Origin of the sequence: Rhizobium sp. CCGE531 (genome assembly GCF_003627795.1) — a bacterium.
GTDB lineage: Bacteria > Pseudomonadota > Alphaproteobacteria > Rhizobiales > Rhizobiaceae > Rhizobium.
The window spans coordinates 2,844,254-2,869,864 of record NZ_CP032684.1; the positions used below are offsets into that span (position 1 = coordinate 2,844,254).

Genomic DNA, 25,611 nt, shown 5'->3' on the forward strand with positions numbered 1-25,611 from the left:
CGCGACCGAACATAGCAGACCGCGCGATCGTCTTAAATATCAAAGCCAGGGCCCGCATTTCGGCGAGCCCTGACCGCTATGTCGGAAAATTACTTCAGCTGATCAGCCTTGTAGTAACCGCCTTCGACGAGGATCTTCTCGTAGTTGGTCTTGTCGACTGCGACCGGGGTCAGCAGGTAGGACGGAACAACCTTGACGCCGTTGTCGTAGGTCTTGCTGTCGTTGACTTCAGGCGTCTTGCCTTCCATCAGAGCGTTGACCATGCCGACGGTGACCTTGGCGAGGTCACGGGTGTCCTTGAAGATCGTGGAGTGCTGCTCGCCGGCGATGATCGACTTGACCGACGGAATTTCGGAGTCCTGACCGGTAACGATCGGGAGCTTCACGCCGCCGGAACCGTAACCAACGCCCTTGAGCGAGGAGAGGATACCGATCGACAGGCCGTCATACGGAGACAGAACGGCGTCGACGTGGGTGTCGGTGTAATAAGCCGACAGCAGGTTGTCCATACGAGCCTGGGCCGTTGCCGGGTCCCAACGCAGCGTACCGACCTTGTCCATGCCCATCTGGCCGGACTTCACGACCAGCTTGCCACTGTCGATGTAGGGCTTCAGGACCGACATTGCGCCGTCATAGAAGAAGAAGGCGTTGTTATCGTCCGGAGAACCGCCGAACAGCTCGATGTTGAACGGACCCTTGCCGTCCTTGAGGCCGAGGGCATCGACGATCGAGCCAGCCTGGAGAACGCCGACCTTGAAGTTGTCGAACGTCGCATAATAGTCGACGTTGCCGCTGTTGCGGATCAGGCGGTCATAAGCAATGACCTTGATGCCGGCATCGTGGGCCTTCTGCAGAACGTCGGACAGCGTGGTGCCGTCGATCGAAGCGACGACGAGAACCTTGTCGCCCTTGGTGACCATGTTCTCGATCTGCGAGAGCTGGTTCGGAATATCGTCGTCGCCATACTGCAGGTCGGTGCCGTAGCCGGCAGCCTGGAGCTGCTTGACGATGTTGTTGCCGTCATCGATCCAGCGGGCCGAAGCCTTGGTCGGCATGGCGATGCCTACCGTGCCCTTGTCCGCCGCGAAGGCAGGTACCACCAGCGTAGCGACGCCGAACGCAGCGCCGGCCATCAATGAGATAATGGATTTCATTACTCTCTCCCTTGTTGTTAATGTGGCGGACAAAAAATGCCCGCCCGAAACTGCGGCAGGTTCCGTAGAAGGAATGGTTTACTTCTAATTGTGAGAAACGAAGTAGGTCTCCTCCACGCTCTCACGGTTTATGAGCTGTAACCAGCGCACGATCGGCAAACTCGTACGATTTCGTATAACTGTCAAATAGAATAACTGGTAAAATATATACCAAGTTTGATATAATGTTAAAAAATAGTACTTTTTTGCCGACGAACGGGAATTTTGGCCGTCATGGAGAAAATATATAACGACTATTTGAGCGAAGGCATTGAGATTCATTCCGACAATTTTCGCGACGACACGTTGCTGAAAGCCGGTTTGAAGCTCAATCACTTGCGCATGATCGTCACGATCGAGGATCATGGGCAAATTTCGGCCGCCGCTGAGTCCATGAACATGTCACAACCTGCGGCTTCACGCATGCTCTCCGAAATGGAGTCAATTGTCAAAAGTCCGCTCTACGAACGTGTCGCCCGGGGCGTCATGCTGACCCCATTCGGCCTTGCGCTCGCAAAACGGGCGCGCAAGATCCTGCTGGAGTTGCGCGAGGCTGGCCGGGAGCTCGGCGCGCTGCGGACCGGCAAGGGCGGCTCCGTCTTTTTGGGGGCCGTGACCGCGCCTGCGATCAGCCTCGTAGTGCCGGCGATCCAGCGGGTAACGCGCACCTATCCGGGCATTGAGATCAACATCGAAGTGGAGAACAGCAATGTGCTGGCGCGCGAGCTGCTGGCCGCACGCCACGACTTCATCATCAGCCGCATTCCCGACGACCTCGATCCGCGCCTCTTCACCGCCCACGAAATCGGCGTCGAGAAAGCCTGCCTCGTGGTCCGCAACGGCCATCCGCTGCTTGAAAAGGGAGTGGCCAGCCTGCCGGATCTCGCCGGCTACGACTGGGTGTTCCAGCCACCCGGCACATTGCTGCGGCGCAAGGTGGAGGATATCTTCCTCGCGGCAGGCGTGCCGCTGCCGGAAAATGTCATCAACACCTCGTCCCTGCTGCTGACGCTTGCCGTGGTCTGCAAGACGGATGCGATCGCCCCCATCGCGCTGGACATGGCGCAATTCGTCTGCGGGCAGACATCGCAAGCCGGCGAATCCAGCATTCTGCCGATCGACTTCGACATTGACGTCAGGCCCTACAGCCTGATCACAGCGCACGAACGCGCCATGCCGCCAAGCGCCCGGCTGCTGCACGACATGATCCTGGAAGAGAGCAGGAATCTTTCGCCGACATAACTTCACGCTCGCGGCCGCGCGCCCATAAGCTCCACGCCAACTTCCGCTCCTATGAAACTTGGTGTGGAGACCCGAATGTTGTTCAGGCAATCATTGTTTCAATCCGTGCTCGACCGCCTCGATACCGAAGAGGACACGTCGGAAAAGGAAGAGGCGGCGCATCGCATCCGCGGCCTCAACCTCAGTTTTGCCGCGACGGTGCTCGGCGGCGAGACGCCTGACACACACCGGCCCGACGAAGCCTATCGCGACAATCTCGGCGACCCGATCATTCCGCCCGAACCGGCACCAGAACCCGTGCCGCAAGAGCCGGAACCGCCGGCCATGCCGGAGCATCTGAGCCGAACGTCACGGGAAGAGATCGCCACGGAGCTTGCAATCACCGCCGAACAGACGCGCGAGATCCTGCAGGAGAAGCGCCGCGGCTTTGCCAAGGTCAATCACCCCGATAGTGTCGCCGCTCTGTTCCGCGAACAGGCGACCATCCGCATGATGCTTGCCAATCAGCTGATCGACGAAGCCATACGCCGCCTCAAGCGATGATTATTTCTTGTCCTCTGTGGGCTCTTCATCCTCGGCGGCATCGTCCCGCGCGGGCGCATCATTGGTTGCCGCGGGCGGCTTCGGCTTGAAATTCAGAAGCAGCATCCAGGCCGAATAGACGCCAAGCGCGCCGGAAAGCATGGCCCAGAATGGCTGCGAGCCAAAGGTTTCGACGGCTGCCCAGCCAAAACAGACGGCCACGATGAGGATGCGCACCCAAAGCGGCTTATAGAGCGGGTGGCTGGGATCGATCAGTTGCATGGGTCTCTTTTGCCTGTTCAAGAAAATATGTCTTTAGCGCATCATCGGGAAAATTGTGAAGCGGTCTGGATAAAATAAGGTGTCGTGGGCAAATTCCGAATATGCCGGCATGGCATTATGATTTTCGGAATTGTGAAGTCCGGGCGGCTTGACGTCGCCATGGGAAAATGGAATGAAAATTCCATATGGGTTGATATTCGGTCCATTTGTTCCGAATCCAGGGAGGTAAGAATGACTGTCAGATTTGGTCTGCTCGGCGCCGGACGCATCGGCAAGGTACATGCGAAGGCCGTCAGCGGCGATGCCAACGCCAAGCTCGTCGCCGTCGCGGATGCCTTTCCGGCGGCGGCCGAAGCAATTTCAGCCGCCTATGGCTGCGAAGTGCGCACCATCGAAGCCATCGAAGCGGCAAAAGATATCGATGCCGTCGTCATCTGCACGCCGACCGATACCCATGCCGATCTGATCGAACGCTTCTCCCGCGCCGGCAAGGCCGTCTTCTGTGAAAAGCCCGTCGATCTCGACGTCGCCCGCGTCGAGGCCTGTATCAAGGTCGTCAAGGAAACCAAGGGCAAGCTGATGGTCGGCTTCAACCGCCGCTTCGACCCGCATTTCATGGCCGTCAAGAAGGCCATCGACGAAGGCCGCATCGGCATCGTGGAGATGGTGACGATCACCTCGCGCGATCCGGGCGCTCCGCCTGTCGATTACATCAAGCGCTCCGGCGGCATTTTCCGCGACATGACCATCCATGACTTCGACATGGCGCGCTTCCTGCTCGGCGAAGAGCCGGTGGCCGTGACCGCGACCGCCGCCGTGCTGGTCGACAAGGCGATCGGCGAGGCCGGCGATTATGACAGTGTTTCCGTCATCCTTCAGACGGCATCGGGCAAGCAGGCGATCATCTCCAACTCGCGCCGGGCCACCTACGGCTACGATCAGCGCATCGAAATCCATGGCTCGAAGGGAATGGTATCGGCCGAAAACCAGCGCGCCGTCTCCATCGAGCTCGCCAATGGCGATGGCTACACCCGCCCGCCGCTGCATGATTTCTTCATGACCCGCTACACCGAAGCCTATGCCAACGAAATCGCAAGCTTCATTGCCGCGGTCGAAAAGGGCGCCACCATCACCCCGTCGGGCACCGACGGCCTCGCCGCGCTGAAGCTCGCCGATGCCGCCTTGCAGTCGGTCAAGGAAGGCCGCCTGATAAAGGTCGACTAAACAGCACTCAGTTCCTGCAAGGAATATGATCCTCCCGATAAGTCCGCCGCGAATCGCTTCGCGGCGGACTTTTTCTTTGGCACCCCCGCGGCGACGTCCGATGGCACCTAGACGGAAACCCCTTGCGAATCAGATAAGTCTGTGCTTATCTATCAGCATGATCGAGAACGAGATATTCCGGGCTTTGGCGGACCCAACCCGCCGCACAATCTTCGAGAAGCTGGCGGCAGGCGGCATGAATGCCAGCGCCCTGCGTGAAGGCATGGACATCAGCCAGCCAGCGATGTCTCAGCACCTCTCGGTTCTTCGCGGTGCCGGCCTTGTCAAGGAAGAACGATTGGGGCGCTTCGTGAATTATGAGGTCGATCCGGAAGGGCTGGCACTCATCGCGCAATGGCTGGCGAAATACCGCGCCTATTGGCCCGCCCGCATCGAAGCTCTCAAAGTCTTGCTGAAGGATATGGACCAATGAACGACGGAAAGACTGAAGAGCGTAGCCATGATATCGAGCTTGAATACGATCTCGACGAACCGCCGCAAAAGGTTTGGCGCGCGATCAGCATCCCAGAATTTCGGGAGAACTGGCTGCCGAAGGAAGCCTTGGCCGATCCGGAAGCGACGTCCATGACGCCGGGCCAGGAAGTCCGCTATAGGATGCGGGACAACAGCCCGCCATTCCTCGAAAGCACCGTGACATTCCGGATCGCCCCGAACGCGACCGGCGGAACCAGCTTGCGGATCATCCACGAACTGACCGACGCAAGGTTCGAGCGGATGACGAGTGCCGCAAACAATAACGGCGTCTTCTCGCTCGCCGCCTGAGGCGGCGAAGCTCTCAGTAAATTCTTAAAGATTGGAGTTCGCCGATGCGCGAAGCGATGCAACTCGTCCCTATGGTCGTGGAACAGTCCAGCAGAGGAGAGCGGTCTTTCGATATCTATTCCCGCCTGCTGCGCGAGAGGATCATCTTCCTGAATGGTGAGGTCAACGATACCGTCTCGGCCCTGGTCTGCGCGCAATTGCTGTTTCTCGAGGCGGAAAGCCCGAAGAAGCCGATCAGCCTCTATGTCAATTCGCCCGGAGGCGTCGTGACCAGCGGCCTCGCCATGTACGATACCATGCGCTACATCCGCGCGCCGGTGCACACGCTCTGCATGGGAACCGCCCGTTCAATGGGGTCGTTCCTGCTGATGGCCGGCGAACCAGGCCAGCGCACCGCGCTGCCCAATGCCAGCATCCATATCCATCAGCCCTTGGGCGGCTTCCAGGGCCAAGCCTCCGACATGCTCATCCACGCCGAGGAAATCAAGCGCACCAAGCACCGCATGACGCGGCTCTACGCCGAGCATTGCGGCCGCACCTATGACGAATTCGAGCGCGCCATGGATCGCGACTACTTCATGACGGCGGAAGAGGCTCTGGAATGGGGATTGATCGACCGCATCCTGCACATTCGCGAGGAAGACCAGAACGTCGGCTTGACGGATTGATTCAACAGCGGAAGCGGCCAGTCGCACGGCCACGCCATGCTCTGTCGCGCTTCAAACGGCCCGGTCGCGCAATTCCACGACCGAAGCCCCCCTCCTCACGATGTCATTGTCGATGATCGAAAATGCACGGTTCAGATGCCCTTCGAAGACGAGCCTCGGTTCGTCGACGATGACGCGCAGTTCCGGCATGCCCTCCATGCGCACGACATGCGATTCCGCCAAGCCTTCCGTTATGCCTTCGATCAGCAGGTCGTAGTAGCGGACGCCCGGACCGGTGATGACGATCGGCATCCGCTCGTGCAGGCTCAAGACGCGCGAAAGGCCGTTGCCGAGTGCCAGGCCGGCCTGGCGAAAGGCCAGCACGTTGCGGCGTCCGCCATGCCGCGCACTCGCCGCGATCTTGTCGAGTTCGGCAATCGGAACGAACTTCGCCGGGATCGTGTCGAGCGGCACGTCGAAAGCCGTGCGCAGCATGGCGTAAAAGCCCGCATAGGCCTCGATGCAGCCGCGCGCGCCGCAGCGGCAAAGACCGCCGCCCGGCACATGCATCATATGCCCGAAATTCGGCGCCGATATCTGATGATTGCCTTCATGATCCCGCCGCACGATGCCAAGCCCGATGCTATGGCCAAGCGACAGGGCCGCCATTGCACGGAAACCGCCATGCGTGGTGATTTCCTCCTGCCGCCCGAGGGCCGCCGCAACCAGCAAGGTCTCGTTGCCGAGAATGACTTTCGCCGACCATTCGTCGCGAAGCACGGCGGCGAAGTCGATTTCCTCGCGCCCGAAGATCGGCGACCAGCGCAACACCGGCTCCGAGGCATCGACGAGCCCCTTGCTGCTGATCGAAATCATCAGCACCTTGTCGCGCGATAATTGCGAACGGGTGACGATCCGGTTCAGCGCATCGCGCAGGCCGGCCACGAAGCGGTCGACACCGACGACATTCTGCTGCCTGTCCTCGGTAAAGCGGTCGATCAGCCGGCCGGTATAATCCACCAGGGAATATTGCACCGCATCCGACGAAATGACGACGACGATCAGATAACCGCAATCGCGCCGCTGCGAAAACAGCACGCGCGGCCGCCCGCGACCGCTGGCAATCTGCTGCTCCGCCTTTTCGATGATCTGCGCCCGTTCGAGATCGGCCGTGATGACTGACACGGTCGCGGAGGAAAGCTTCGTGAAATCAGAAAGCTCGGTGTGGGCAAGCGGACCGTGCCGGCGCAGCGCCGCCAAGACCAAAGCGCTGTTCCTTTGACGGACCAATTCGGTGCTCGATTTGGCCAGCATCGGCAAGCTCCCCGCTCATCAACCCTCCCCTTCCACAACCCTGACAGCTTGTTTCGGATGACCGATGAAAGCCGGCAGTGCTGGTGTTGACAGTTGAAAAAATCTCTGACACTAAATTTCTCGACTGTCGAGAAAAAAGTCCAAAGCTTTTCTTGTCAGCATTTTCGCCGCGGCCGACGGGAGTTCAGGATACGTGCGGTCGCATTCAATCGGGAGGATCATATGAAAGCTTTCATCAAGCTGGCTGCGGGTGCGGCCATCGTTTTGACCATGCAGACGGCCGCCTTCGCCAAGGATTTCGTCGTCGGCGTTTCTTGGTCGAACTTCCAGGAAGAGCGTTGGAAGACGGATGAGGCAGCCATCAAGAAGGCGCTCGCTGCAGCCGGCGCCAAGTACATTTCCGCCGACGCCCAGTCGTCCGCTTCCAAGCAGCTGACGGACGTCGAGTCGCTGATTTCCCAGGGCGCCAACGCCCTCATCATCCTTGCGCAGGATTCCGACGCCATCGGCCCGGCCGTTGAAAAGGCCGCCGACGAAGGCATTCCGGTTGTCGGCTACGACCGCCTGATCGAAAATCCGGCCGCCTTCTACATCACCTTCGACAACAAGGAAGTGGGCCGCATGCAGGCTCGCGACGTTCTGAAGGCAAAGCCGCAGGGCAACTACGTCTTCATCAAGGGCTCGTCCTCGGACCCGAACGCCAACTTCCTCTTCGCAGGCCAGATGGAAGTGCTGAAGTCCGCCATCGACGCCGGCAAGATCAAGAACGTCGGCGAAGCCTACACGGACGGCTGGCTGCCGCAGAACGCGCAGCGCAACATGGAGCAGTTCCTGACCGCCAACAACAACAAGGTTGACGCGGTCGTCGCCTCCAACGACGGTACCGCCGGCGGTGCTGTTGCTGCTCTCGACGCCCAGGGTCTCGCAGGCTCCGTGCCGGTTTCCGGCCAGGACGCCGACAAGGCTGCTCTGAACCGCATCGCGCTCGGCACGCAGACCGTTTCGGTCTGGAAGGACTCGCGTGAGCTCGGCAAGCGCGCCGCCGAAATCGCCATCGACCTCGCCAAGGGCAAGACGATGGATAAGATCTCCGGCGTCCAGACCTTCGACGGCGGTCCGAAGCACGTTGCGATGAAGTCGGTCTTCCTGACCCCGATCGCGATCACCAAGGACAATCTGAACGTCGTCATCGACGCAGGCTGGATCAGCAAGGCTGAAGCATGCCAGGGCGTCAAGGCCGGCAGCGTCGCTGCCTGCAAGTAAGCGCTTGGCTGACAGGTTGACCCGAAGATAATGCCGACGCCGCAAAGGGCTTCCCGTTGCGGCGTCGAATGCGGATAAGAGGCCCGCAACTCCACCCAGAATGGAGGTGCAAGGCTTCCCGCATGTGTTGCGTCATCGCATATCCGATCGGCCTGCCGGATGGCGGTCGTGGAACCGGGAGAAACCGGATGGGCGAGCGATGACGTCTATTGTGACCAGCGCGGATACTGCCCAGCGATCAACGAAAAGCATTCGCGGGCCTGCGCCCAACAGTGGGAGAACGGCAAAGCGATGGCCGACATGACGCATTCCACAACATCGAGCGGTCCGCGCAATAAAGAGGAAGGCGCAATCACGCGCTTCCTGCGTGCCACCGAAATCGATACCCGCCTGCTCGGCATGGTCGGCGCATTGCTGATCATCTGGATCGGCTTCGACCTTTATACCGGCGGTCTTTTCCTGACGCCCCGAAATCTCTGGAACCTCTCCGTTCAGACCTGTGAAATTGCGGTCCTTGCCACCGGCATGGTGCTCGTCATCGTCACCCGCAACATCGACCTTTCCGTCGGCTCGCTGCTCGGTTTCGTCGCCATGGTCATGGGCGTCGTCCAGGCGAAATACCTGCCGGCCTATCTCGGCTTCGACAGCTCGTGGACCTGGGTCATCACGCTGATCTGCGGCCTCGCCGTCGGCACGCTGCTCGGCACCTTCCAGGGCGTGATCATCGCTTTCTTCAATGTCCCCTCCTTCATCGTCACCCTCGGCGGCTTCCTCGCCTGGCGCGGCCTTGCCTGGTACGTCACCAGCGGCCAGACGGTTGCCCCGCTCGATGCCACCTTCCGCATCATGGGCGGCGGCGCGGAAGGCTCGATCGGCGCGACATGGAGCTGGATCCTCGGCGGGCTCGCCTGCCTGTTCATCGTTCTCGGCATCATCGGCGGACGCCATCAGCGCAAGCGCTTCAACTTCCCGCGCCGGCCGCTCTGGGCGGAATATTTCCTCGCCGTCCTCGGCTCGGCCCTCGTCCTCGTGACGATCTACGTCTTCAGCATCTATTACTGGCCCGTCGGCATCGCGAAGAAATACGCGACCGAGCACAATATTCCCTGGCCGGAAACCGGGCTCGATATTCCCTACGGCATCGCCGTACCCGTGCTGATCGCCGTCGGCATCGGCATCATCATGACTTTCATCGCCACCCGCCTGCGCTTCGGCCGCTATGTCTTCGCAATCGGCGGCAACCCGGAAGCAGCCGAACTCGCCGGCATCAAGACCCGCTGGGTGACGGTGCGCATCTTTGCGCTGATGGGCCTGCTTGCGGCGGTTGCCGCGGCCATCTCCACGGCCCGCCTGAACGCCGCCGCCAATTCGCAGGGCACGACCTATGAGCTTTTCACGATCGCCGCGGCGGTCATCGGCGGCACGTCGCTTGCCGGCGGCAGCGGCACGATCGCCGGCGCCATGCTCGGCGCCCTGGTCATGCAGTCGCTGCAATCGGGCATGGGGCTCGCCAATGTCGACACGCCGATCCAGAACGTCGTCGTCGGCGTCGTCCTGGTCATCGCCGTCTGGCTCGACATCGTCTACCGCTCGCGCGCCAAGTAAAAGGAATTCTGAACCATGACGGATCAAACCACTCCGCTTGTGGAAATGAAGAACATTTCCATCTCCTTCGGCGGCATCCACGCGGTCGACAATGCCTCGGTGGATCTCTACCCCGGCGAAGTCGTAGCACTTCTCGGCCATAACGGCGCCGGCAAATCGACGCTGATCAAGATCCTCTCCGGCGCCTACAAGCGCGACAGCGGCGATATCCTGATCAACGGCGAACCCGTCGATATCCGCACCCCGCGCGACGCCAAGAAATACGGCATCGAGACGATCTACCAGACGCTCGCCGTCGCCGACAATGTCGACGCGGCCGCCAACCTCTATCTCGGCCGCGAGCTGCAGACCCGCTGGGGCACGCTCGACGACGTCGCGATGGAGGCGAAGGCCCGCGAAGTGATGGGGCGCCTCAACCCCAACTTCAAGCGTTTCAAGGAGCCGGTGAAGGCCCTTTCCGGCGGCCAGCGCCAATCGGTCGCGATCGCCCGCGCCATCCTCTTCGATGCCCGCATCCTGATCATGGACGAGCCGACCGCGGCGCTCGGCCCCCAGGAGACGGCGCAGGTGGGCGAGCTGATCAAGCAGCTGAAGAAGGAGGGCATCGGCATCTTCCTCATCAGCCACGACATCCACGACGTCTTCGACCTCGCCGACCGCGTCTCGGTCATGAAGAACGGCCAGGTCGTCGGCCACGCCCGCACCGAAGACGTCACCAAGGACGAAGTGCTGGGCATGATCATCCTCGGCAAGGTCCCCCCGAAGGCCACCCCCGGCCCCGGCGCCATGCGCGAATAAGCAGACACGTCCAACAAAAACGAGGCCGCGCGCCAAAAGCCCGCGGCCTCATCCCACCAAAACGTCCGATCTTACGCTTTCCTGAATTTTCCTCATTGAAGCCAAGCGTTTCCTAGGCTAAGAACCAGCCATCGGACAGGCGATTCAAACCGCCACGGCATGCACCCGTAGCTCAGCTGGATAGAGTGTTGGATTCCGATTCCAAAGGTCACAGGTTCGAATCCTGTCGGGTGCGCCACCGTTTTCCGGGTCCGTTCTGGACACCCAATGCATTGAAATGCTCAAACATCTAAGTGATTACCTCTGAGATATTTGACCCTAAATTTTATTGAGTGACATGCCAGGAGCTACTGCATCAGGTTAAGCAAATGGGTGTTCATGAAGTCAACGCACTTCTGCCCGTGTTCGATCTGGATGTATCGTGCCATGAACTCGTCCACCCTCTGCGGGCTGTACAGCCTTGCGATTTTTTCCTTCAGAGTCCCCTCCACCTGAGTTGGCACGCCGTATCCAGTGGAGTAGACCTTGGTGTGATAGGGTTTGCCTCCGGGAATATCGGCCTCAAGTAGCCGCATGTTTTGATTAGCGAAGGCAAATCCCAAGAAGACGATAGCTCTCGCTTTCGTGATCGCAGCCTTGATCGCATCCACCTGTTGCGCATCACGGATCGACTCAGACCATGTAACAAGCGATTCACTGATTTTCCAAAGATCTAATCGATCAAGATCAGGGCCGTAGGGTATGTAGTCCCGATCCGTCAAACCTTGGGGGAGCCTTCCCAATGTGCCGTACGGATGTATGATCTGCATGTTGTTAACGATCATGTACGCCTGCTCACGCGAAACCTTATAGAAGCTCCGTTCAATGGCAGCGATAAGGTAAAATTCAACGCATCTATCGTAGTTAAAACAGATAATGGTAATATTGTTGCCGAGGCTGGCAACGTCGGTTGTCCGCACACCGTCGAAAAGCGCTCTAGCGAATGTGGCAATCCACGTTTTGTCTAAGGATTCCCAATTTAGATCTCGTTTACTTCCGTCTCGGCTAACGGCGAGTTTTGAAGCACCTTCAGCCTTCGCGATGGCATAAGCAATCTGAAGCTTTCCCACTTCGGCTATATGGGGCACGTGATTATTCCGGTCGATGAATGAGTCGATAGAGCCGGCAGAGTCGATGGCACGATAAATCTCTGCACATGCTTCAAACCGAGCATTTATCTCGTCGTTTTGGTGCTCATACCGCAGCCTAATTGCGTCATAGATTTCTCTGACTCCTTCTTTGAGTCCGTAATCGAAGCGGAATCTTGAGTTTTGCTTGATCGTACTCAGCAACTTACCGCCAACAGGCAGATTAAATTCGTCGCTAGCACCAGCACCAATCACAAAAACAGTGTTGTCTTTGAACATAGAGAGCCTCAAAGTTACCAAAATTCTAGCAAGAAGCACTGCATCTCTGACTTAAATCTATGATTCTAAGGCTGAACCGCTTACACTCTGATTGCAATTGGCACTTCGAGCACTCCCCAAAGTTCTTTGAATCCTTAATGTTGAGCCACGGGGTGTTTGACACAGACTCCGAAAATGAAGTGCCCGAGCAGCAAGCAGCTCGCTAAATGCGGCACCTCAAACTTCCGCTCAGGTTGCATTTTTGGCTTGACCACAAGCACCCTACTCCGCAATTCTTCCTCTCAGGGAAAGTGGGGTGAAACGCGATGGATTTTCTTTCGATTATCCTTTCGGCAATTGGCTGGGAAAAGGACCGCGCTAGCAAAGCGAGCGATAGGAAGATTGAGGTTTATCGGCTAAACGCGGAAGTAGCTGCGGAATGCATGCGAACAGTAAGCATGTTGGATACCGCCACGCCGGGCATACTACGCAGGTGCCAAGCGATGTTCCCGGATCAGCCCGAGATCTTCCAAAGTTGTTCGAACGGCCTTGCGAAAATGCGCTCCGACGCCTTCCAAATCCAATCCATGGCGGAGAACTACAAAGCCCAAATCGAGAAGGGAAATAGCCGAGCGGATTGGGATTCCGTGTTGATGCAGTTTCATGAATGGCGGGCTACTGTGGCGCAGATTTACCCTCGCGCAGAAGCTACAGTTCAACGCATGGAATCGCTTTTAGCTCAAGCTGAGCAATCTTTGGATTTCACTCCGCAGCCACCGGTCAGCCAAAGAAAGCGTGATCGGGGGTGGGATGCTCCTCCGCTGTAACACCGACCACGAGACCTAACCGCCGCTTCTATGTGAATACCCTAAACTCGGAGAGATGTATCTGAGTTGGTCAACGCGCAATTACTTCCTCATACCGGCGGCTCTCCTCCTGCTGGCCGCATTACCTTTCCCCTACGGCTACCATACGTTCCTACGGTGGGTGTGAGCATTTCGGCAATCGTTGCGGCACTCACGGGATACCGCGCAAGCAACACTATCAGTTGGCGAGTGATAGCGATGGGATTGATCGCGATCTTGTTCAACCCTTTGGCACCCGTATGGCTTAACCGCTCAATCTGGCCACCCATTGATCTTGTGGTGGCCGGCCTGTTTATTTACGTGGCCCTCAAGGGAAAGGCGTTTGATAGTTAGGCGGCTCGGAGACGGCTCTGCCAAGTGCCCTCCATCCATCGGGGAAACCTGACTGCCGCTGTCACCTGGCTTGCGTCTGAGATGTGTGACCCACCTTCAATCGTAGAGGAATATGGTCTGCTCCAACTGGCCTAAGACCAGCATCGGCGCTCGTTGAAGTGAATACTCAACGAATTCTTGGACAAGGGAGGTTACGTAAGCTCCTTCGCGAAGCTCTTTAATCCAATGATGCGGGTAGTAACGCGAGACCATTCCCGCTATATACAAGCCAATATAGAAATAACCGAATTCATTGAGGAACGCGCCTGGACCAACCATGTAGTAAAGGTCTCGCCGGTCAGCAAATATTTCAGGCACGCCCCAATCTTGCCAAGGCGGATTTTCAACATCGTATTCGATGCGCAACGCCACCCCTAACCTTCCGCTTCCACCCTGTACTCGTAGGCTTTCGGTCATGCTTGAGTTGAAACGGAAAAACTCAGAAACTGCTTCGAAAACCGCAGGCGCGGCAGGATGCAAGATGTAATCGATCTGCCGAGATTGCTCTTTACCGAATGCATCCAGACTGGAGCGAACTTCGTTTCGACCTCTGGCGAACTGGGGCTGCTCTCCGTAGGCGATAATGCTATGGGCCAACGATGGGATATGTTTCAAGCACTCACCCAGCGTAAGAGGCCGGTTTGGTAACGAAAAGTACTCAAGCGGGCGGCCGAGCACACCAGCAACCAGCGTAGTTGTAGAGGTGTCATCGATGGCCGTCCTCCATTCGCAATAGATGGGAAAATGAGAGGCGAAACGACGCCAGAGCCCGAAAAGCCCCGAAAAGGAGCCATCATTCCGTATTTGGGGCCTTGCTCCAAAATCCCAAAGCGACTGGCTCTGGGTTAGCTCTAGGCCATGACCGTTGTAGTGTGAAGGCCTACGCTCAAAACTCTCATCACCGCTACCTCGCCAAAGTATTTCGACATTCGCCAATGCCGTTATGGCGTAGTATGCCAGCAACGCTCTGGTCGTGTCTCCACCAGAAAGCGCCGCATCAGAAAACTCTTTCGCCTGCGTAGCTGAATAGGAAAGTTGCTGCATCTGCTTGCGAACGTTTTGTTTTTGGTTTGCAGGAATCTTTCGTGCAACCATCAACATCTCTGTAGTTAGTTCAATGTCCTGAAATCGTGCGAACCGCCGCCAAATTGCATCGTACGCTCGACTTTCACTCAACTCGACAAAGCCAAAAGGCATTGACTTCCATCTCCCTCAGAGCGCGAATATAATCGCAAGCTGTACCAGCAATACGCTAATCGCCACATAAATGAGCATTTATGAATTTTTACACAAGCACTTGCCAACTGGCTTCCACTGCTTCACATCGCGTCGCATTGCTTTGCGATGGTCACGGCGAGATGGCTTTGTTTCAAGCCTTTAGGAGGCCTTTCGTTAGGCCATGGGGCATCTCCTCTCCGGCGCGCCACTTTCCCAAGTGCCCGAGGCGGCGCGCAAACCAGTATCGGACGCATCCCGGTAATCGAGAAGGCTCAGCGCCGGGACGACCATTCCGCATCGCAACACCCACAAACGCCTGATCACATAAAGCCCGGATTTCGCGGCAGATATTGCGTCCAGTCGCCATAGCCGGGCGATGCCATCAACAGCATCGGGAAGGTGATCCGCATGCCTTGATGGACCGCGAGGCTCAAGGCGCTGTCGCACGTGCCTGGCAGGAATGCCGATATCTTTTCGGCAGAGCCATCTGCCGCCAGCTTCAGCATGGTCGCAAAGGCATCATGAAGAAAGTCGGGTCGCGTGACCGCGAGGGGACCGATGTGCCCGTTGGAGGCGAGATAGCCGTAGCCGACGATATCGTCGCCTGCATAGAGCAAAACCCCTTTGGTCGCCGGGTCGTCGAGCAGATAGCGGTGATGCTTCTCCCGCGAGACGCCGATGGCGCGGGAATCGATCTCGGCAAGATTTTTCATGGTCGCGGCGCCGTTGTCGATCGCGGTGGCGCGCAATGGCGGCTCCGGCAAGGTCTGCTTTATCCGTTCGCGCTCGACGTTGAAAAAGTAAATCGGCATTTTGGGAAAGAGGCCGTGCCGCATGTAAAGGCCCTGCGAGACACGATTGAAGGTGAAGGTAATCAATGCCTTGTGAGCCGCTCCCGATTGCCGGGCGTGCTCCATGGTTCGTTCCAACAGTTCATTCCCGATGCCCTGGCCCTGTCGGGCGGGATCGACGAACAGCTGGGCGAGGAACCAGACATCGCCGCAAACCCAGCTCCAGGCAAAGCCGAGAATTTCGCCCCCGTCTTCTGCGACCCATAGTCCATCAGGGTCGTCCTTCAGCGAAAACAGCTGAAAGCCGGGAGGGCTTGCCGCCGCCATCGGGCCGAAGCCGTGGCGAACGGTAAGATCGTTGATGCTGGCAACCACCAGAGCATCGGTCGCGGCCAAATCATCCGCCCGAGCAGGTCTGTAAACAAGCGGCATTGGATAACTCCCGCAAATGTTTCCGCGCCAGAGCGCGCGCCGCAACGCTGATCATATCAGCCATTCATGGGTGCGATAATAACATACGCGTTCTCGCTTTCATCCTGACGGATGCGCGATGAGATGCTCTTTGGCCGCCAATGTCAGCCTGAAAACGTAATAGGAGCCTCAGACGGCAGGAGCTTTCCTGCCGTGCCGATATCGCGATCCGAGGAGGCCTGGCGGCTGATCCGTGATGACAATCCGCCCTGCTTTCGGCTCAGTGGTTCTTGTTCGGGCCCTTGCCGGTGGAGAAGCTGCAGGTCTTGATCTTGCACTTCGGATCATCGCTCGTGGGCACGCTGGCGCTGGCCATCGCACCCTGTCCGAGGCAGGACATCGAATTCGGGACGGTTCGGCTATACATCATCAGGCCCGGATGGCGCGACGGGTATCTCAGCACGATCGACCCTTCCTGAGCCATCTTTTCGTGCACGGTCGCGCAGGTCATCGACTTGGAATTATAAGCCGACATGGCCATGGCATTCGTGGAGAACATTCCAATTGCGGCAAGTATGATGATCGTCTTCATGGGGCTTCCTTTGGTCGCGCCGAAAGGCGCTGTCAAAAATGAGATAGTCCTTGATTAGCACTGGATTTATGACAGTGAGCCGACTTCCCTTGATCGGCTGTTCAACCACTGTCAGGGGTGACCGGGACGCTCGCTTGGGTACGATTGCGCAGGAGGTCACTATGCGCCGCATGGTGCCTATAGGCAGATGCGGGCCGAGCGGAGATTTTAGAAAAATCGTCCGGCAAGAGATAAGGCCCGATATGAATACCGCGCCTCATTTCAGATGAAGGTCAGGTCAGACCGAAAGCGTCAGAATGTCCGCTCGAAGCGAAGGATGCCAGAGAAAGTGTCATCGCCTGGCACGTCGTAGTGAACATAGGTGACTTCCGGCTCGACCAGCAGGTTCTTGACCGGGTTGAACTTGAGGTTCGTGGTCGCTTCGAAGATCTTCGAGTCGGTATAGGCGAGCTGGACGTTCCACTTCAGCTTGTCATTGAAGGGCACGCCGACACCGCCCCAGACAGCCCAGTCGCCCCAGCCGCAATCCGCGCCGTGAACGACGCCGGCAGAGGTCGTGCAGGCGGAAACGTTCTGGTTCGAACCGGCATACTGATTAAGCTTGTCGCCATCCGTGTTCCAGCCACTCATCAGGAAGGCCGAGAAAACGCCGAAGTCGGCATCGATACGGGCCTTGATGGCGCCTTCCTCGACGATCGAATCGTAGCCGCCGACGACGCGGAACTGCCATGCCCCGGCCTTGTAGCCGAGGCCGGCGACGACGTTCGGCGCGTAATGGTCTGTCTCCGACAGCTGCCAGCTGCCGCCATAGGCGCTGGTGGTCGATCCGGAGTTGCTGTCTTCGACCGAGATGACGCCGGTAAAGCCGGTGCCGCTATCGTAGTTGTAGGTGATCTGGTTCAGTTCGTAGGGGCCGTCGTAGATCACGTCGTCCTGAATGACGTCGCCGGCATAGCCGGTAAACTGGTTATACTGCGAGTCCGTCTTACCGACAGTGAAGCCGCCGAGGGTAATGTAGGCCCACAGCAGGTTCGTGCCGGTCGAGCCGCCGTCGTTCCAGTCCCAGCGAACGATGGTCTCGGTCTTCAACGGACCATATTCGGTGTCGGTCGCGGTATTGAGGTTGAGCTCGGCGCGGGTGTGCCACTTGGTACCGAAGCTGCTGTTGCGATTATAAGGATCCTTCCACTGGCCTTCCGTGCGGACCTTGCCACCGACCCGCAAGCAGGTCTCGGTGCCGGGAATGAAGAAGTAGCCAGCGCCGAAAGCATCGCAGATGCGCACATATTCCAGCGGCTCCGGTTCTGCGGCGACGATGGCGTCAGCCGCATGCGCGCCGGATACGACACAGAGGGCAGCAGCGGAACCGATAAGCAAGCTCTTGATGTTCATGGTAACTCCATCCGTCAAATGAACTTGCGCGATGGACGAACCTGGGGGACCGCTCGACATCAAGTTCCAGTGCCTAACCCGAAGCACAAGGCTTCACTTCCGGTTGGTAAGCTGCATTTACTATTTCACTTTTACAAGGATTTAAGCGGGACCTGAACATATGTGACAGCACCTACATATGACATGTTGCTCAAACGACGCACATGTGTACGAACGATGACAACCAGGTGACAACAGAGGCAATTAACCCCCATTTGCCACGCACTCTACCGAGATACATTGCTGGACTGACAGTCATGAGTCTTGGTAGACTTGCCTACGCAGACGGCACATCCACTCATAGCAAATCGCAGGCAGGATCATCATGCCGAAGATCGATATTGCAGCCATACCCGAAGTCAAAGGCACGCGTTATCCCGCCCCGTTCAATGACCCCTGCGCCGAGCGCATACGCCAGCGGCTGGGTAATGCCGGCGGCCTCACGGATTTCGGCGTCAACCTGATGCGGCTGCCGCCGGGCAACTGGTCGAGCCAGCGGCACTGGCATTCCGAGGAGGATGAGTTCGTCTATGTGCTGGAAGGCGAACTGACGCTGATCGAGGATGATGGCGAAACCATATTACGCGCCGGCGATTGCGCCGCCTTCCCGAAAGGCTCGGGGAATGGCCATCACATGATCAACAAATCGAACACGACGGCGATCTATCTCGAGGCCGGCACACGCTCGCCGACGGACCTCATTACCTGTTCGGACATCGACATGATGAGCTCCAGCATGGACGGACGCTTCGTGCACAAGGACGGCATGCCCTATCCGGACGGTTAGAGCGCGTCGCGATCGCAAAACCGCTGCACATTTTTGCGCGACATATTTTTGTTCCGTCCGTCGGTCACCGCAAAATCGTACCACGTCCCCCTTCTCCCCTCGGGGAGAAGGTGCCGCCAGGCGGATGAGGGGGTGCCTGCCAAGAGCACGAAAATCCCCGCATTCAAATCGGTCAGCCCCCTCATCCGACCCTTCGGGCCACCTTCTCCCCGAGGGGAGAAGGAACTTGCGGTACCGACGTGCCCTATCTGCGATCGCCCCTCCCCTCGAAGGGTCATACCGCCTCGGCGAGTACTGGCGGATCGAAGCAGCAGGCATCCGTGGAAACGCCCATGCGGCACCCGCTCGCCTCAAGTGCTTCCGTCACCACCTCCACGAACAGGCGGCGCAGCCACACGGAACGGCTGTCGGCCTGATCGACGCGCCGATAAAGCATCGTCACCGGATCGGCGGGCAGTTCGAACGGCGGCTCCGAAATCGTCAGCTCGTGCAGTTGCGCCATGCAGCGGGCAATCGCTTCGGGAACCGTCGCAATGGCCGGAATGGCCCGCAGTGTCGTCGGCAGGGCGGAAAAGCGGGGAACCGTCGCCACGACCCTGCGGCGATGGCCGAGGCGCGCGAGAGCGACGTCGACACTGGTCGATATGGCGCCTTCAAGCGAAACGGTCACATGCGGCGCGCTGGCGAAATGCTTCAGGCTCAGCGGCGCCGCGCACGTCAAATGCCGGGCATCGTAGATGCATAGCGAAGCCTGCTCGAACAGCGGCGCGCGAACATGCCAGGAGGCTGGCTCGTCATGCACGGAGATGCTGAAGTCAAAGGCGCCCTCGTCCAGCAGGCGCACGGCGTCACGCCGGTCGAAGGCGACGCTGGTCAGCCGGGCATTCGGCGCCAGCTGTCGCAATCGCGCCGCCAGCGGCCCGAAGAAGGACGATTCGAGATTGTCGCAGAGCCCGATGCGGAACTCGCCGTGCCAGTTTGCCGGATCGAAGGCTGCCGGCGGGCGAATGGCGCGTTCGATGCCTGAAAGCGCATCCTCGATCGCCGGCGCGATGGAAAGCGCCCGCGGCGTCGGCTGCAGCCCGCGCCCGACACGCACGAACAATTCATCATCCAGCGTCTCGCGCAACCGGCGGAGCGCAGCGGAAAGACCAGGCTGGCCAAGCAGCAGGCGCTCGGCCGCACGGCTCACGTTCCGCTCCTGCATCAGCACGGAGAAGGCGAGCAGCAGATTGAGATCGATTTTTCGGAGCGTCGCATCATTCATCATCGCCAGTAATACCTGACATGGTTACTATCAATTTGCAATAGGGTTAGAAGATGTACATTTTCTCGTTCCCTGCCGTTTTCAACCTCCCAAGTGGCGGCAGCCCAAAAAAGGAACGATCCCGATGACTTCTTCCCAAACCCGAGGCGGGGCCGGATTGGCGTTGCTGCTGCTATGCGCCGCCAATTTCCTCGACGCCATGGACGTCTCCACCATTGGAGTGGCGCTGCCCGCAATCCAGACGGAATTAGGTATGAAGGCCACCTCCTTGCAATGGGCCGTCAGCGCCTATGTGCTTGGCTATGGCGGCTTTCTGCTGCTTGGCGGCCGCGTTGCCGATCTTTTCGGCCATCGCCGCGTCTTCCTTTGGTCACTGGCCGTCTTTGCCGCCGCCAGCATTGCCGGCGGCTTTGTCGACAGCGCTCCGACCCTGATCGCCGCCCGCCTGATCAAGGGCATTGCCGCCGCCTTCACGGCGCCGGCCGCGCTCGCACTCCTTCTCTCCGTCTTCGGAGAAGGCAGCGCCCGCGCCAAGGCGCTTGGCGTCTTCTCCTCCACCGGTGCCGCCGGCTTCGTGCTCGGCATGGTGCTGGGGGGTGCGGCGACCATCATCAGCTGGCGCGCGACCCTGGTCATGGGCGCTCCCGTCGCCATCCTCGCGCTGATCGTCGCGCCGCTCGTCCTGCCCGCCGATCACAAGCGAAGCGGGCCGCGCGCCCGATTCGACTGGGCCGGCGCCTTGACGATCACGCCCGGCCTGCTGCTTTTCGTCTTCGGCGTCACCAATGCCGCCGCCGATGGCTGGCAGGCGTTCGCGACCTGGGGCTCCCTGGTGGCCGCGCTTGTTCTGATCCTGCTGTTCCTCGTCGTCGAATCCCGCCATCGGGATCCGATGGTGCCGCTCGCCATGTTCCGGCGCGCCAAGCTCAGCCATGCCAATGCCGTTGCCGCGCTATACCAGGGAGCCTATGTCGGCTTCCAGTTCATCGCGACACTCTACTACCAGACCATCGTCGGCTGGTCGGCCTTTGCCACGGGTTTTGCTTTCGCCATCGCCGGGACCTGCGTCATGTTCCTCGCACCACGCTTCGCCACGATCGGCCAGAACCGCGGAACGACCCTGTTGATGACCTTCGGTGTCGGACTGCAGGCCATCAGCTACCTTTTCTGGGTGCTGTCGGCCGGCCAGATCGACACGATCGTGCTCGTTATCATCTCGCAGCTGTTGCTCGGCGTCGGCTATGCCATGACCTATCCGTCGATCCAGGTCGCTGCCCTGTCCGAAGTCAGCGACGATGAAGCCGGTCTCGCTTCGGGCATGCTGTTTGCCTCCTTCCAGATCGGCGGCGGCATCATCCTGGCGGCGGCATCGGCCGTCTTCAGCGCAGCTCCGAGCTTCGGCTGGAACCCCTATATCGCCGGCATCGGCTTCGTGACGATCCTCGCGGCCGGCATCACGCTGCTCGCAGCCGTCGGCCCGCGTTCCTCGACCGCCAAAGCCTCGAACTATCAGGCTGCAGAGTAAATCAAACCAAGACGACCCGCCCGATGGGCGGGTCAATCCTTGCCCGCACCGGCGGCTTCGGCAGCACGGCGCAGCAAGAAATCACGCTCCCTGCGATTATCGGCAAGCGCGGCCGCCGCCTCAAAGGCCAGTCGCGCTTCGTCGTATCGGCCAAGCTTATGGAGAAGATCGCCGCGAACGCTCGGCAGGAGATGATAGTCCTTCAGAGCAGGTTCATTGCGCAGGCTTTCAATGATGCCCAATGCCGCTTCGGGACCATCGACCATGCCGACGGCAACGGCGCGATTGAGCTCGACGATCGGGGAGCGAAGAACCCGCGCAAGTTCGGCGTAGAGATCGGCGATCCGCCGCCAGTCTGTTTCCTCAGCCGTTCTTGCCCGCGCGTGACATGCGACGATCGCAGCTTGCAGGGCATAGACCCCACCAGCGCCCCCAAGCTCCTGTACCCGTATCAGCGCCTTCAAACCGCGCTGAATCTGCAATCGATCCCAGCGGCCGCGATTCTGTTCGAGCAGGAGGATCGGGTTGCCGTCGGCATCCGTCCGGGCCGCCGCGCGGGATGCATTCAGCTCCATCACGGCCAGCAGCGCATGTGCCTCCGGCTCCAGCGGAGCGACGGACGTCAGGACCCGGCCCAAGCGCAGCGCCTCATTGCACAATTGCAGCCGAAGCCAGTTCTCGCCGCGCGCGGCGGTGTAACCCTCGTTGAAGATCAGATAGACGACCTCGAGCACCGAAGCGAGCCGTTGTGACAACTGCTCGCCGTGTGGCGTTTCATAGGCCAGTCCCGATTCAGATAATGTCTTTTTGGCGCGCACGATGCGCTGCGCGATCGTCGCTTCCGACACCAGAAACGCTCTGGCGATTTCCTCGGTCGTCAGACCGCAGATCATGCGCAGGGCGAGCGCCACGCGTGCCTCGCGCGAGATCAGCGGATGGCACGCCGTGAAGATCAGGCGCAGCATTTCATCGCCGATATCGTCATCCAAAGGGGTATCCAGGTCGGGCATGATCTGCTCGTCCTCTTCCATTTCCCGAACGATCATCTCGTGTTTCTGGTCAAGCATCCGGCGACGGCGCAAATGGTCCAGCGCCCGACGCTTGGCAGTGGTCATCAGCCACGCACCCGGGTGCTCTGGGATGCCCGTTTCCGGCCATCGCTCCAGGGCGACCACAAGCGCTTCCTGTGTCAGATCTTCCGCCAGCGGCACATCGCGCAGCAATCGCGCCAGGCTTGTAATGAGCCTTGGCTGTTCGATCCGCCAGACGGCCAGAATCGCCCGATGGGTGCTGGCGGCCGTCATGGCCGCCCGCCCCGATGACAGGCCGAAAGCATCATGCCCTTGCTTCGGCGAGAGGATCGCATACCCCCTCGGTACCCGGCTCATAGAAGGCACGGACTTCACAGCTGCCTTCCCAGCCGGGCATGAAATCCTTGTGCAGCTGCATGAACTCCACTGCCAGGGCTACGGCCTCTTCCTTGCTCTGCAGCTCGAAGATCGCATAGCCGCCGACGACCTCCTTGGCCTCCACGAAGGGACCGTCGACAATGCTCAACTTGCGATCCTTGATCGTGACGCGGGCGCCGGTCGCAAGCGGCAGCAGTCCCGCCGTGTCAAGCATGCGGCCGGCTTTGATTTCCCGATCGGCAAGCTTGCCCACAGCTTCGATAAACTCCGGCGTCGGCTGCGTGAAATCGGCGGACGTGACGATAGACATGAAACGCATGAAAAATTCCTCCGGAAGCGAGACGCTGGCACCATTGCCGCTTAACAAGCCCGCTCATATTGACAACGAAGCAGCCATTCGCGAATCGACGGTCGTATCGAAAAAAATCGGATCCAGCCGGGCATCGACAAATCCTACGTCCGGCCGCGCATCTCATCAAGATCGGGAGCCGTCCGAAAGATTTTACGCTGAAAATTTGGATCGAACGATCCGAAACGCATCGCTTCGCTTTGTTGACTTCCCATGACCATTGCAAGATGGTGAGGCTCAATTGGACCTGCAGACTTTCGATGGTACGGCGCTTCCTTATGGGCACGGCCTTCCGCAAAACTCCGCAGACAACATCGCGGGAGCTTGTTTTCATGTTCGACCATATTTCGATCGGCGTCAAAGATCTGATGCGGGCGCAGAAGTTTTATGATGCAGCGCTTACGCCGCTTGGCTATGAGCGCCTGACCAATTTCGACGGTACGGTTGGATATGGCGCCGAGCGCGCCCAATTCTGGGTCAGTGAGGTGGAACGCCCCGTGCCCGCCGATCGCGGCTCCGGCCTGCATTTCTGTTTCGTGGCCCCGAGCCAAGCTGCCGTCGACGCTTTCTATGCCGCCAGCATCGCCAATGGCGGCGAAGACAATGGCAAGCCGGGCATCCGGCCGGACTACAGCCAGTTCTACTATGCCGCCTTCGTCATCGATCCCGACGGTTATCGGCTGGAAGCCTATTTCCAGACCGGCGAATAGAGCGCAGCCAAAGACAGCATCAAGACCCGTTTGACCAGTCAGGATCGGCCTGACCGGTATTGATCCCGTCGTTTGATTTTCTTACGCATTTGATCTTTCAGGCTGCTGTCAGGCTTCTGCCGTAGTGGACGCTCGATAGTGGCCGTCTTGGCATTTTGCAAAACGCTGACGGACGCTCGTTTTGAACTTGTTCAGACGGTGGCCGGCGTTCCAGATGTTCGATAATTCCATTGCTTATGCAAAACGGACCGCGCCGGTAAGCCGATCCTTCGTCGCGTTTCTTGCGCTCTTCCCGCTTTGGTGGCTGCTGCTGTATGTCTTCTACCGGTTCCCCGGTATCGATCTCCTCGTCGCCAGGAGCGTCTTCACAGCGACACCCTGCGCGTCGGCCACCCTTCCCGACAAAGTGTGCGGCACCTTTGCCCTCGCCAGGAATCCTCTTTTCGAAATCGTGCGGGATGTGACGCTTGCCCTACCCTACATCGCCGCCGTCACCCTGATTGCGACCTTGATTTCATCCTGGCGCAAACATGGTACCCACTGGCGCACGCCGAAAACGGATCGATATGTCGCTGCCTTGATATCGCTGAGCATCGGCTGCGGCTTCATCGTGAACACATTGCTCAAAAGCTATTCCGGCAGGCCGCGGCCACGCAGCACCGATCTCTTCGGTGGTTCGCACGATTTTGTCCAGGCAGGCTCCTTTGCCGGCCGGTGTCTTGGAAACTGCTCCTTCATTTCCGGAGAAGCATCGTCCGGCGGCTGGCTGCTCTGTCTCATACTGCTGCTGCCGCCACGCCTGCGCCTCCGCCTCGGCATTCCGCTCGCGATCGTCTCGATCATGATGCCGGTCATGCGCGTGATGACCGGGGCGCATTACCTGTCGGATGCTGTCCTGGGCTGGCTCCTGTCGCTCGTCGTCTTTGCCGCCGCCATGGCGGTGATCGACTTCCTGCGATCGGCAAGATCGACCCAATCCTAAAAGGCGCTCGCTCAGCTGACATTGCGCATGCGGTTCGGCCCGCCGCGAGTGGCTGCCTTCCGCACACGGATCGCCATCTCGGCGAGTGCGAAGGGCTTCACCAGATAGTCCACGGCGCCGATGCTCATGGCGGTCATCTGGTCCGATAACTGATCATAAGCCGACATGACGACGACCGGGGTCGTATCGCCGCGCGCTTCCATAAGCTTGAGCACGTCGAGGCCGCTGCCATCCGGCAATCGAAGGTCGAGAAGAACCACATCATGCGTTTTCACCGCGACTGCGGCGGTTGCGGATTCCAGATTGATCGACCAATCGACCGACCAGCCGTCCGCATGCAGATGATCCTGCACGGCATTGCCTATAGCCGGATTGTCTTCGATCAATAAGAGCCGCACGATTGCTCCCCGTTGCAATCAGGCAGCTATGATGCCTATTTCTGACGGTGACCTGAACCCCCAGCGGGAGGCTGGCGAAAGGCAAAGATAATCCGAACAGGGCTCGAAACAGCCCTGCACAACAACCAGCTATTCAGGTAAATGTCAGGATTGGCCGCCATGGTGGCCGGCTTTAGCAACCAAAGCACACTCTGCGGCAGTGGTAT

At 59.1% G+C, this 25,611-nt stretch carries 26 protein-coding genes and 1 tRNA gene; 15 read left to right on the plus strand and 12 right to left on the minus strand.

Features of this window, described 5'->3' with window-relative positions:
* Positions 1-89 precede the first annotated feature (89 nt).
* The gene (gene chvE, locus CCGE531_RS13875; protein WP_120664685.1) at positions 90-1,154 is read right to left on the minus strand and encodes a multiple monosaccharide ABC transporter substrate-binding protein; all 1,065 of its coding nucleotides are present in this window, start codon (positions 1,152-1,154) and stop codon (positions 90-92) included.
* Between the two features lie 273 nt (positions 1,155-1,427).
* Here chvE and CCGE531_RS13880 point away from each other — a divergent pair, with 273 nt between their 5' ends.
* A complete protein-coding gene (locus CCGE531_RS13880) occupies positions 1,428-2,435 on the plus strand; it encodes a LysR family transcriptional regulator (protein ID WP_120664686.1) in 1,008 nt (335 codons plus the stop codon).
* Positions 2,436-2,510: 75 nt separating this feature from the next.
* Positions 2,511-2,978 (plus strand): hypothetical protein, encoded by a 468-nt coding sequence (locus tag CCGE531_RS13885; protein ID WP_120664687.1) that lies wholly within the window; start codon positions 2,511-2,513, stop codon positions 2,976-2,978.
* Here the strand turns inward: CCGE531_RS13885 and CCGE531_RS13890 are convergent, their stop codons facing one another.
* Positions 2,979-3,239 carry a hypothetical protein gene (locus tag CCGE531_RS13890; protein ID WP_120664688.1) on the minus strand — a complete coding sequence of 87 codons (261 nt, stop codon included), beginning with the start codon at positions 3,237-3,239 and terminating at the stop codon, positions 2,979-2,981.
* A 231-nt stretch (positions 3,240-3,470) separates the two neighbouring features.
* Between CCGE531_RS13890 and iolG the strand changes: the two genes are divergently transcribed.
* The 4 genes from iolG to CCGE531_RS13910 all read left to right on the plus strand — a co-directional run bounded on the left by iolG (position 3,471) and on the right by CCGE531_RS13910 (position 5,953).
* Positions 3,471-4,463 carry an inositol 2-dehydrogenase gene (gene iolG / locus CCGE531_RS13895; RefSeq protein ID WP_120664689.1) on the plus strand — a complete coding sequence of 331 codons (993 nt, stop codon included), beginning with the start codon at positions 3,471-3,473 and terminating at the stop codon, positions 4,461-4,463.
* Between the two features lie 157 nt (positions 4,464-4,620).
* Positions 4,621-4,935: a metalloregulator ArsR/SmtB family transcription factor gene (locus tag CCGE531_RS13900; RefSeq protein ID WP_120664690.1), complete on the plus strand. Its 315-nt coding sequence runs from the start codon at positions 4,621-4,623 to the stop codon at positions 4,933-4,935.
* Positions 4,932-5,285, plus strand: coding sequence for an SRPBCC domain-containing protein (locus tag CCGE531_RS13905; RefSeq protein WP_120664691.1), 354 nt, complete (start codon positions 4,932-4,934; stop codon positions 5,283-5,285). Before CCGE531_RS13900 ends, CCGE531_RS13905 begins: the two co-directional genes overlap by 4 nt.
* A gap of 44 nt (positions 5,286-5,329) precedes the next feature.
* Complete coding sequence (locus tag CCGE531_RS13910; protein WP_120664692.1) at positions 5,330-5,953, plus strand: ATP-dependent Clp protease proteolytic subunit; 624 nt, start codon at positions 5,330-5,332, stop codon at positions 5,951-5,953.
* Positions 5,954-6,004: 51 nt separating this feature from the next.
* Here CCGE531_RS13910 and CCGE531_RS13915 read toward each other — a convergent pair whose 3' ends face one another.
* Positions 6,005-7,246, minus strand: coding sequence for an ROK family transcriptional regulator (locus tag CCGE531_RS13915; RefSeq protein ID WP_120664693.1), 1,242 nt, complete (start codon positions 7,244-7,246; stop codon positions 6,005-6,007).
* Between the two features lie 222 nt (positions 7,247-7,468).
* On the opposite strand from CCGE531_RS13915, the gene xylF reads away from it, so the two are divergent.
* From xylF to CCGE531_RS13935, 4 genes are all read left to right on the plus strand, one after another.
* On the plus strand, positions 7,469-8,509 hold the full coding sequence (gene xylF / locus CCGE531_RS13920) for a D-xylose ABC transporter substrate-binding protein (protein ID WP_120664694.1): 1,041 nt from the start codon (positions 7,469-7,471) through the stop codon (positions 8,507-8,509).
* Positions 8,510-8,800: 291 nt separating this feature from the next.
* Positions 8,801-10,114, plus strand: a complete 1,314-nt coding sequence (locus CCGE531_RS13925; protein WP_120664695.1) for a sugar ABC transporter permease — start codon at positions 8,801-8,803, stop codon at positions 10,112-10,114.
* Positions 10,115-10,129: 15 nt separating this feature from the next.
* Positions 10,130-10,912: an ATP-binding cassette domain-containing protein gene (locus CCGE531_RS13930; protein ID WP_120664696.1), complete on the plus strand. Its 783-nt coding sequence runs from the start codon at positions 10,130-10,132 to the stop codon at positions 10,910-10,912.
* 161 nt (positions 10,913-11,073) lie between these two features.
* A tRNA-Arg gene (locus CCGE531_RS13935) sits at positions 11,074-11,150 on the plus strand.
* A 109-nt stretch (positions 11,151-11,259) separates the two neighbouring features.
* Here the strand turns inward: CCGE531_RS13935 and CCGE531_RS13940 are convergent.
* Positions 11,260-12,318 carry a hypothetical protein gene (locus CCGE531_RS13940; protein ID WP_120664697.1) on the minus strand — a complete coding sequence of 353 codons (1,059 nt, stop codon included), beginning with the start codon at positions 12,316-12,318 and terminating at the stop codon, positions 11,260-11,262.
* Between the two features lie 305 nt (positions 12,319-12,623).
* Here CCGE531_RS13940 and CCGE531_RS13945 point away from each other — a divergent pair, with 305 nt between their 5' ends.
* Entirely contained in the window at positions 12,624-13,124 is a 501-nt protein-coding gene (locus tag CCGE531_RS13945; protein WP_120664698.1) for a hypothetical protein, read from the plus strand.
* A 468-nt stretch (positions 13,125-13,592) separates the two neighbouring features.
* Here the strand turns inward: CCGE531_RS13945 and CCGE531_RS13950 are convergent, their stop codons facing one another.
* From CCGE531_RS13950 to CCGE531_RS13965, 4 genes are all read right to left on the minus strand, one after another.
* Positions 13,593-14,732, minus strand: a complete 1,140-nt coding sequence (locus tag CCGE531_RS13950; RefSeq protein WP_120664699.1) for a hypothetical protein — start codon at positions 14,730-14,732, stop codon at positions 13,593-13,595.
* 341 nt (positions 14,733-15,073) lie between these two features.
* The gene (locus tag CCGE531_RS13955; RefSeq protein WP_120664700.1) at positions 15,074-15,976 is read right to left on the minus strand and encodes a GNAT family N-acetyltransferase; all 903 of its coding nucleotides are present in this window, start codon (positions 15,974-15,976) and stop codon (positions 15,074-15,076) included.
* A gap of 259 nt (positions 15,977-16,235) precedes the next feature.
* Positions 16,236-16,547, minus strand: a complete 312-nt coding sequence (locus CCGE531_RS13960) for a hypothetical protein (RefSeq protein ID WP_245458857.1) — start codon at positions 16,545-16,547, stop codon at positions 16,236-16,238.
* A gap of 291 nt (positions 16,548-16,838) precedes the next feature.
* Positions 16,839-17,939 (minus strand): porin, encoded by a 1,101-nt coding sequence (locus CCGE531_RS13965; RefSeq protein WP_120664701.1) that lies wholly within the window; start codon positions 17,937-17,939, stop codon positions 16,839-16,841.
* Positions 17,940-18,303: 364 nt separating this feature from the next.
* Here CCGE531_RS13965 and CCGE531_RS13970 point away from each other — a divergent pair, with 364 nt between their 5' ends.
* Positions 18,304-18,765, plus strand: coding sequence for a cupin domain-containing protein (locus tag CCGE531_RS13970; RefSeq protein WP_120664702.1), 462 nt, complete (start codon positions 18,304-18,306; stop codon positions 18,763-18,765).
* Between the two features lie 274 nt (positions 18,766-19,039).
* On the opposite strand, the gene CCGE531_RS13980 is transcribed toward CCGE531_RS13970, so the two are convergent.
* On the minus strand, positions 19,040-20,035 hold the full coding sequence (locus tag CCGE531_RS13980) for a LysR family transcriptional regulator (RefSeq protein WP_120664704.1): 996 nt from the start codon (positions 20,033-20,035) through the stop codon (positions 19,040-19,042).
* A gap of 121 nt (positions 20,036-20,156) precedes the next feature.
* Between CCGE531_RS13980 and CCGE531_RS13985 the strand changes: the two genes are divergently transcribed.
* Positions 20,157-21,557, plus strand: coding sequence for an MFS transporter (locus tag CCGE531_RS13985; RefSeq protein ID WP_120664705.1), 1,401 nt, complete (start codon positions 20,157-20,159; stop codon positions 21,555-21,557).
* A gap of 32 nt (positions 21,558-21,589) precedes the next feature.
* Here CCGE531_RS13985 and CCGE531_RS13990 read toward each other — a convergent pair whose 3' ends face one another.
* Together CCGE531_RS13990 and CCGE531_RS13995 are read right to left on the minus strand one after the other, a co-directional pair.
* Positions 21,590-22,861, minus strand: a complete 1,272-nt coding sequence (locus CCGE531_RS13990) for an RNA polymerase sigma factor (protein WP_120664706.1) — start codon at positions 22,859-22,861, stop codon at positions 21,590-21,592.
* A 31-nt stretch (positions 22,862-22,892) separates the two neighbouring features.
* Positions 22,893-23,285 (minus strand): YciI family protein, encoded by a 393-nt coding sequence (locus CCGE531_RS13995; RefSeq protein WP_120666832.1) that lies wholly within the window; start codon positions 23,283-23,285, stop codon positions 22,893-22,895.
* A 362-nt stretch (positions 23,286-23,647) separates the two neighbouring features.
* Between CCGE531_RS13995 and CCGE531_RS14000 the strand changes: the two genes are divergently transcribed.
* Positions 23,648-24,025, plus strand: a complete 378-nt coding sequence (locus tag CCGE531_RS14000) for a VOC family protein (protein ID WP_120666834.1) — start codon at positions 23,648-23,650, stop codon at positions 24,023-24,025.
* 214 nt (positions 24,026-24,239) lie between these two features.
* Complete coding sequence (locus CCGE531_RS14005) at positions 24,240-25,007, plus strand: phosphatase PAP2 family protein (RefSeq protein WP_120664707.1); 768 nt, start codon at positions 24,240-24,242, stop codon at positions 25,005-25,007.
* A gap of 11 nt (positions 25,008-25,018) precedes the next feature.
* Here the strand turns inward: CCGE531_RS14005 and CCGE531_RS14010 are convergent, their stop codons facing one another.
* A complete protein-coding gene (locus CCGE531_RS14010; protein WP_120664708.1) occupies positions 25,019-25,405 on the minus strand; it encodes a response regulator in 387 nt (128 codons plus the stop codon).
* Between the last annotated feature and the right edge of the window lie 206 nt (positions 25,406-25,611).

What these genes read in the sequence shown, in the direction of transcription:
- CCGE531_RS13880 (WP_120664686.1), top strand. Translation starts at nt 1,428, where the DNA reads ATGGAGAAAATATATAACGACTATTTGAGCGAAGGCATTGAGATTCAT.
- CCGE531_RS13925 (WP_120664695.1), top strand. Translation starts at nt 8,801, where the DNA reads ATGGCCGACATGACGCATTCCACAACATCGAGCGGTCCGCGCAATAAA.
- xylF (WP_120664694.1), top strand. Translation starts at nt 7,469, where the DNA reads ATGAAAGCTTTCATCAAGCTGGCTGCGGGTGCGGCCATCGTTTTGACC.
- CCGE531_RS13950 (WP_120664699.1), bottom strand. Translation starts at nt 14,732, where the DNA reads ATGCCTTTTGGCTTTGTCGAGTTGAGTGAAAGTCGAGCGTACGATGCA.
- CCGE531_RS13980 (WP_120664704.1), bottom strand. Translation starts at nt 20,035, where the DNA reads ATGATGAATGATGCGACGCTCCGAAAAATCGATCTCAATCTGCTGCTC.
- CCGE531_RS13900 (WP_120664690.1), top strand. Translation starts at nt 4,621, where the DNA reads ATGATCGAGAACGAGATATTCCGGGCTTTGGCGGACCCAACCCGCCGC.
- CCGE531_RS13985 (WP_120664705.1), top strand. Translation starts at nt 20,157, where the DNA reads ATGACTTCTTCCCAAACCCGAGGCGGGGCCGGATTGGCGTTGCTGCTG.
- CCGE531_RS13970 (WP_120664702.1), top strand. Translation starts at nt 18,304, where the DNA reads ATGCCGAAGATCGATATTGCAGCCATACCCGAAGTCAAAGGCACGCGT.
- iolG (WP_120664689.1), top strand. Translation starts at nt 3,471, where the DNA reads ATGACTGTCAGATTTGGTCTGCTCGGCGCCGGACGCATCGGCAAGGTA.
- CCGE531_RS13910 (WP_120664692.1), top strand. Translation starts at nt 5,330, where the DNA reads ATGCGCGAAGCGATGCAACTCGTCCCTATGGTCGTGGAACAGTCCAGC.
- CCGE531_RS13990 (WP_120664706.1), bottom strand. Translation starts at nt 22,861, where the DNA reads ATGACGGCCGCCAGCACCCATCGGGCGATTCTGGCCGTCTGGCGGATC.
- chvE (WP_120664685.1), bottom strand. Translation starts at nt 1,154, where the DNA reads ATGAAATCCATTATCTCATTGATGGCCGGCGCTGCGTTCGGCGTCGCT.
- CCGE531_RS13905 (WP_120664691.1), top strand. Translation starts at nt 4,932, where the DNA reads ATGAACGACGGAAAGACTGAAGAGCGTAGCCATGATATCGAGCTTGAA.
- CCGE531_RS13915 (WP_120664693.1), bottom strand. Translation starts at nt 7,246, where the DNA reads ATGCTGGCCAAATCGAGCACCGAATTGGTCCGTCAAAGGAACAGCGCT.
- CCGE531_RS13890 (WP_120664688.1), bottom strand. Translation starts at nt 3,239, where the DNA reads ATGCAACTGATCGATCCCAGCCACCCGCTCTATAAGCCGCTTTGGGTG.
- CCGE531_RS14000 (WP_120666834.1), top strand. Translation starts at nt 23,648, where the DNA reads ATGTTCGACCATATTTCGATCGGCGTCAAAGATCTGATGCGGGCGCAG.
- CCGE531_RS13995 (WP_120666832.1), bottom strand. Translation starts at nt 23,285, where the DNA reads ATGCGTTTCATGTCTATCGTCACGTCCGCCGATTTCACGCAGCCGACG.
- CCGE531_RS13965 (WP_120664701.1), bottom strand. Translation starts at nt 17,939, where the DNA reads ATGAACATCAAGAGCTTGCTTATCGGTTCCGCTGCTGCCCTCTGTGTC.
- CCGE531_RS13930 (WP_120664696.1), top strand. Translation starts at nt 10,130, where the DNA reads ATGACGGATCAAACCACTCCGCTTGTGGAAATGAAGAACATTTCCATC.
- CCGE531_RS13940 (WP_120664697.1), bottom strand. Translation starts at nt 12,318, where the DNA reads ATGTTCAAAGACAACACTGTTTTTGTGATTGGTGCTGGTGCTAGCGAC.
- CCGE531_RS14005 (WP_120664707.1), top strand. Translation starts at nt 24,240, where the DNA reads ATGTTCGATAATTCCATTGCTTATGCAAAACGGACCGCGCCGGTAAGC.
- CCGE531_RS13885 (WP_120664687.1), top strand. Translation starts at nt 2,511, where the DNA reads ATGTTGTTCAGGCAATCATTGTTTCAATCCGTGCTCGACCGCCTCGAT.
- CCGE531_RS13945 (WP_120664698.1), top strand. Translation starts at nt 12,624, where the DNA reads ATGGATTTTCTTTCGATTATCCTTTCGGCAATTGGCTGGGAAAAGGAC.
- CCGE531_RS13960 (WP_245458857.1), bottom strand. Translation starts at nt 16,547, where the DNA reads ATGAAGACGATCATCATACTTGCCGCAATTGGAATGTTCTCCACGAAT.
- CCGE531_RS13955 (WP_120664700.1), bottom strand. Translation starts at nt 15,976, where the DNA reads ATGCCGCTTGTTTACAGACCTGCTCGGGCGGATGATTTGGCCGCGACC.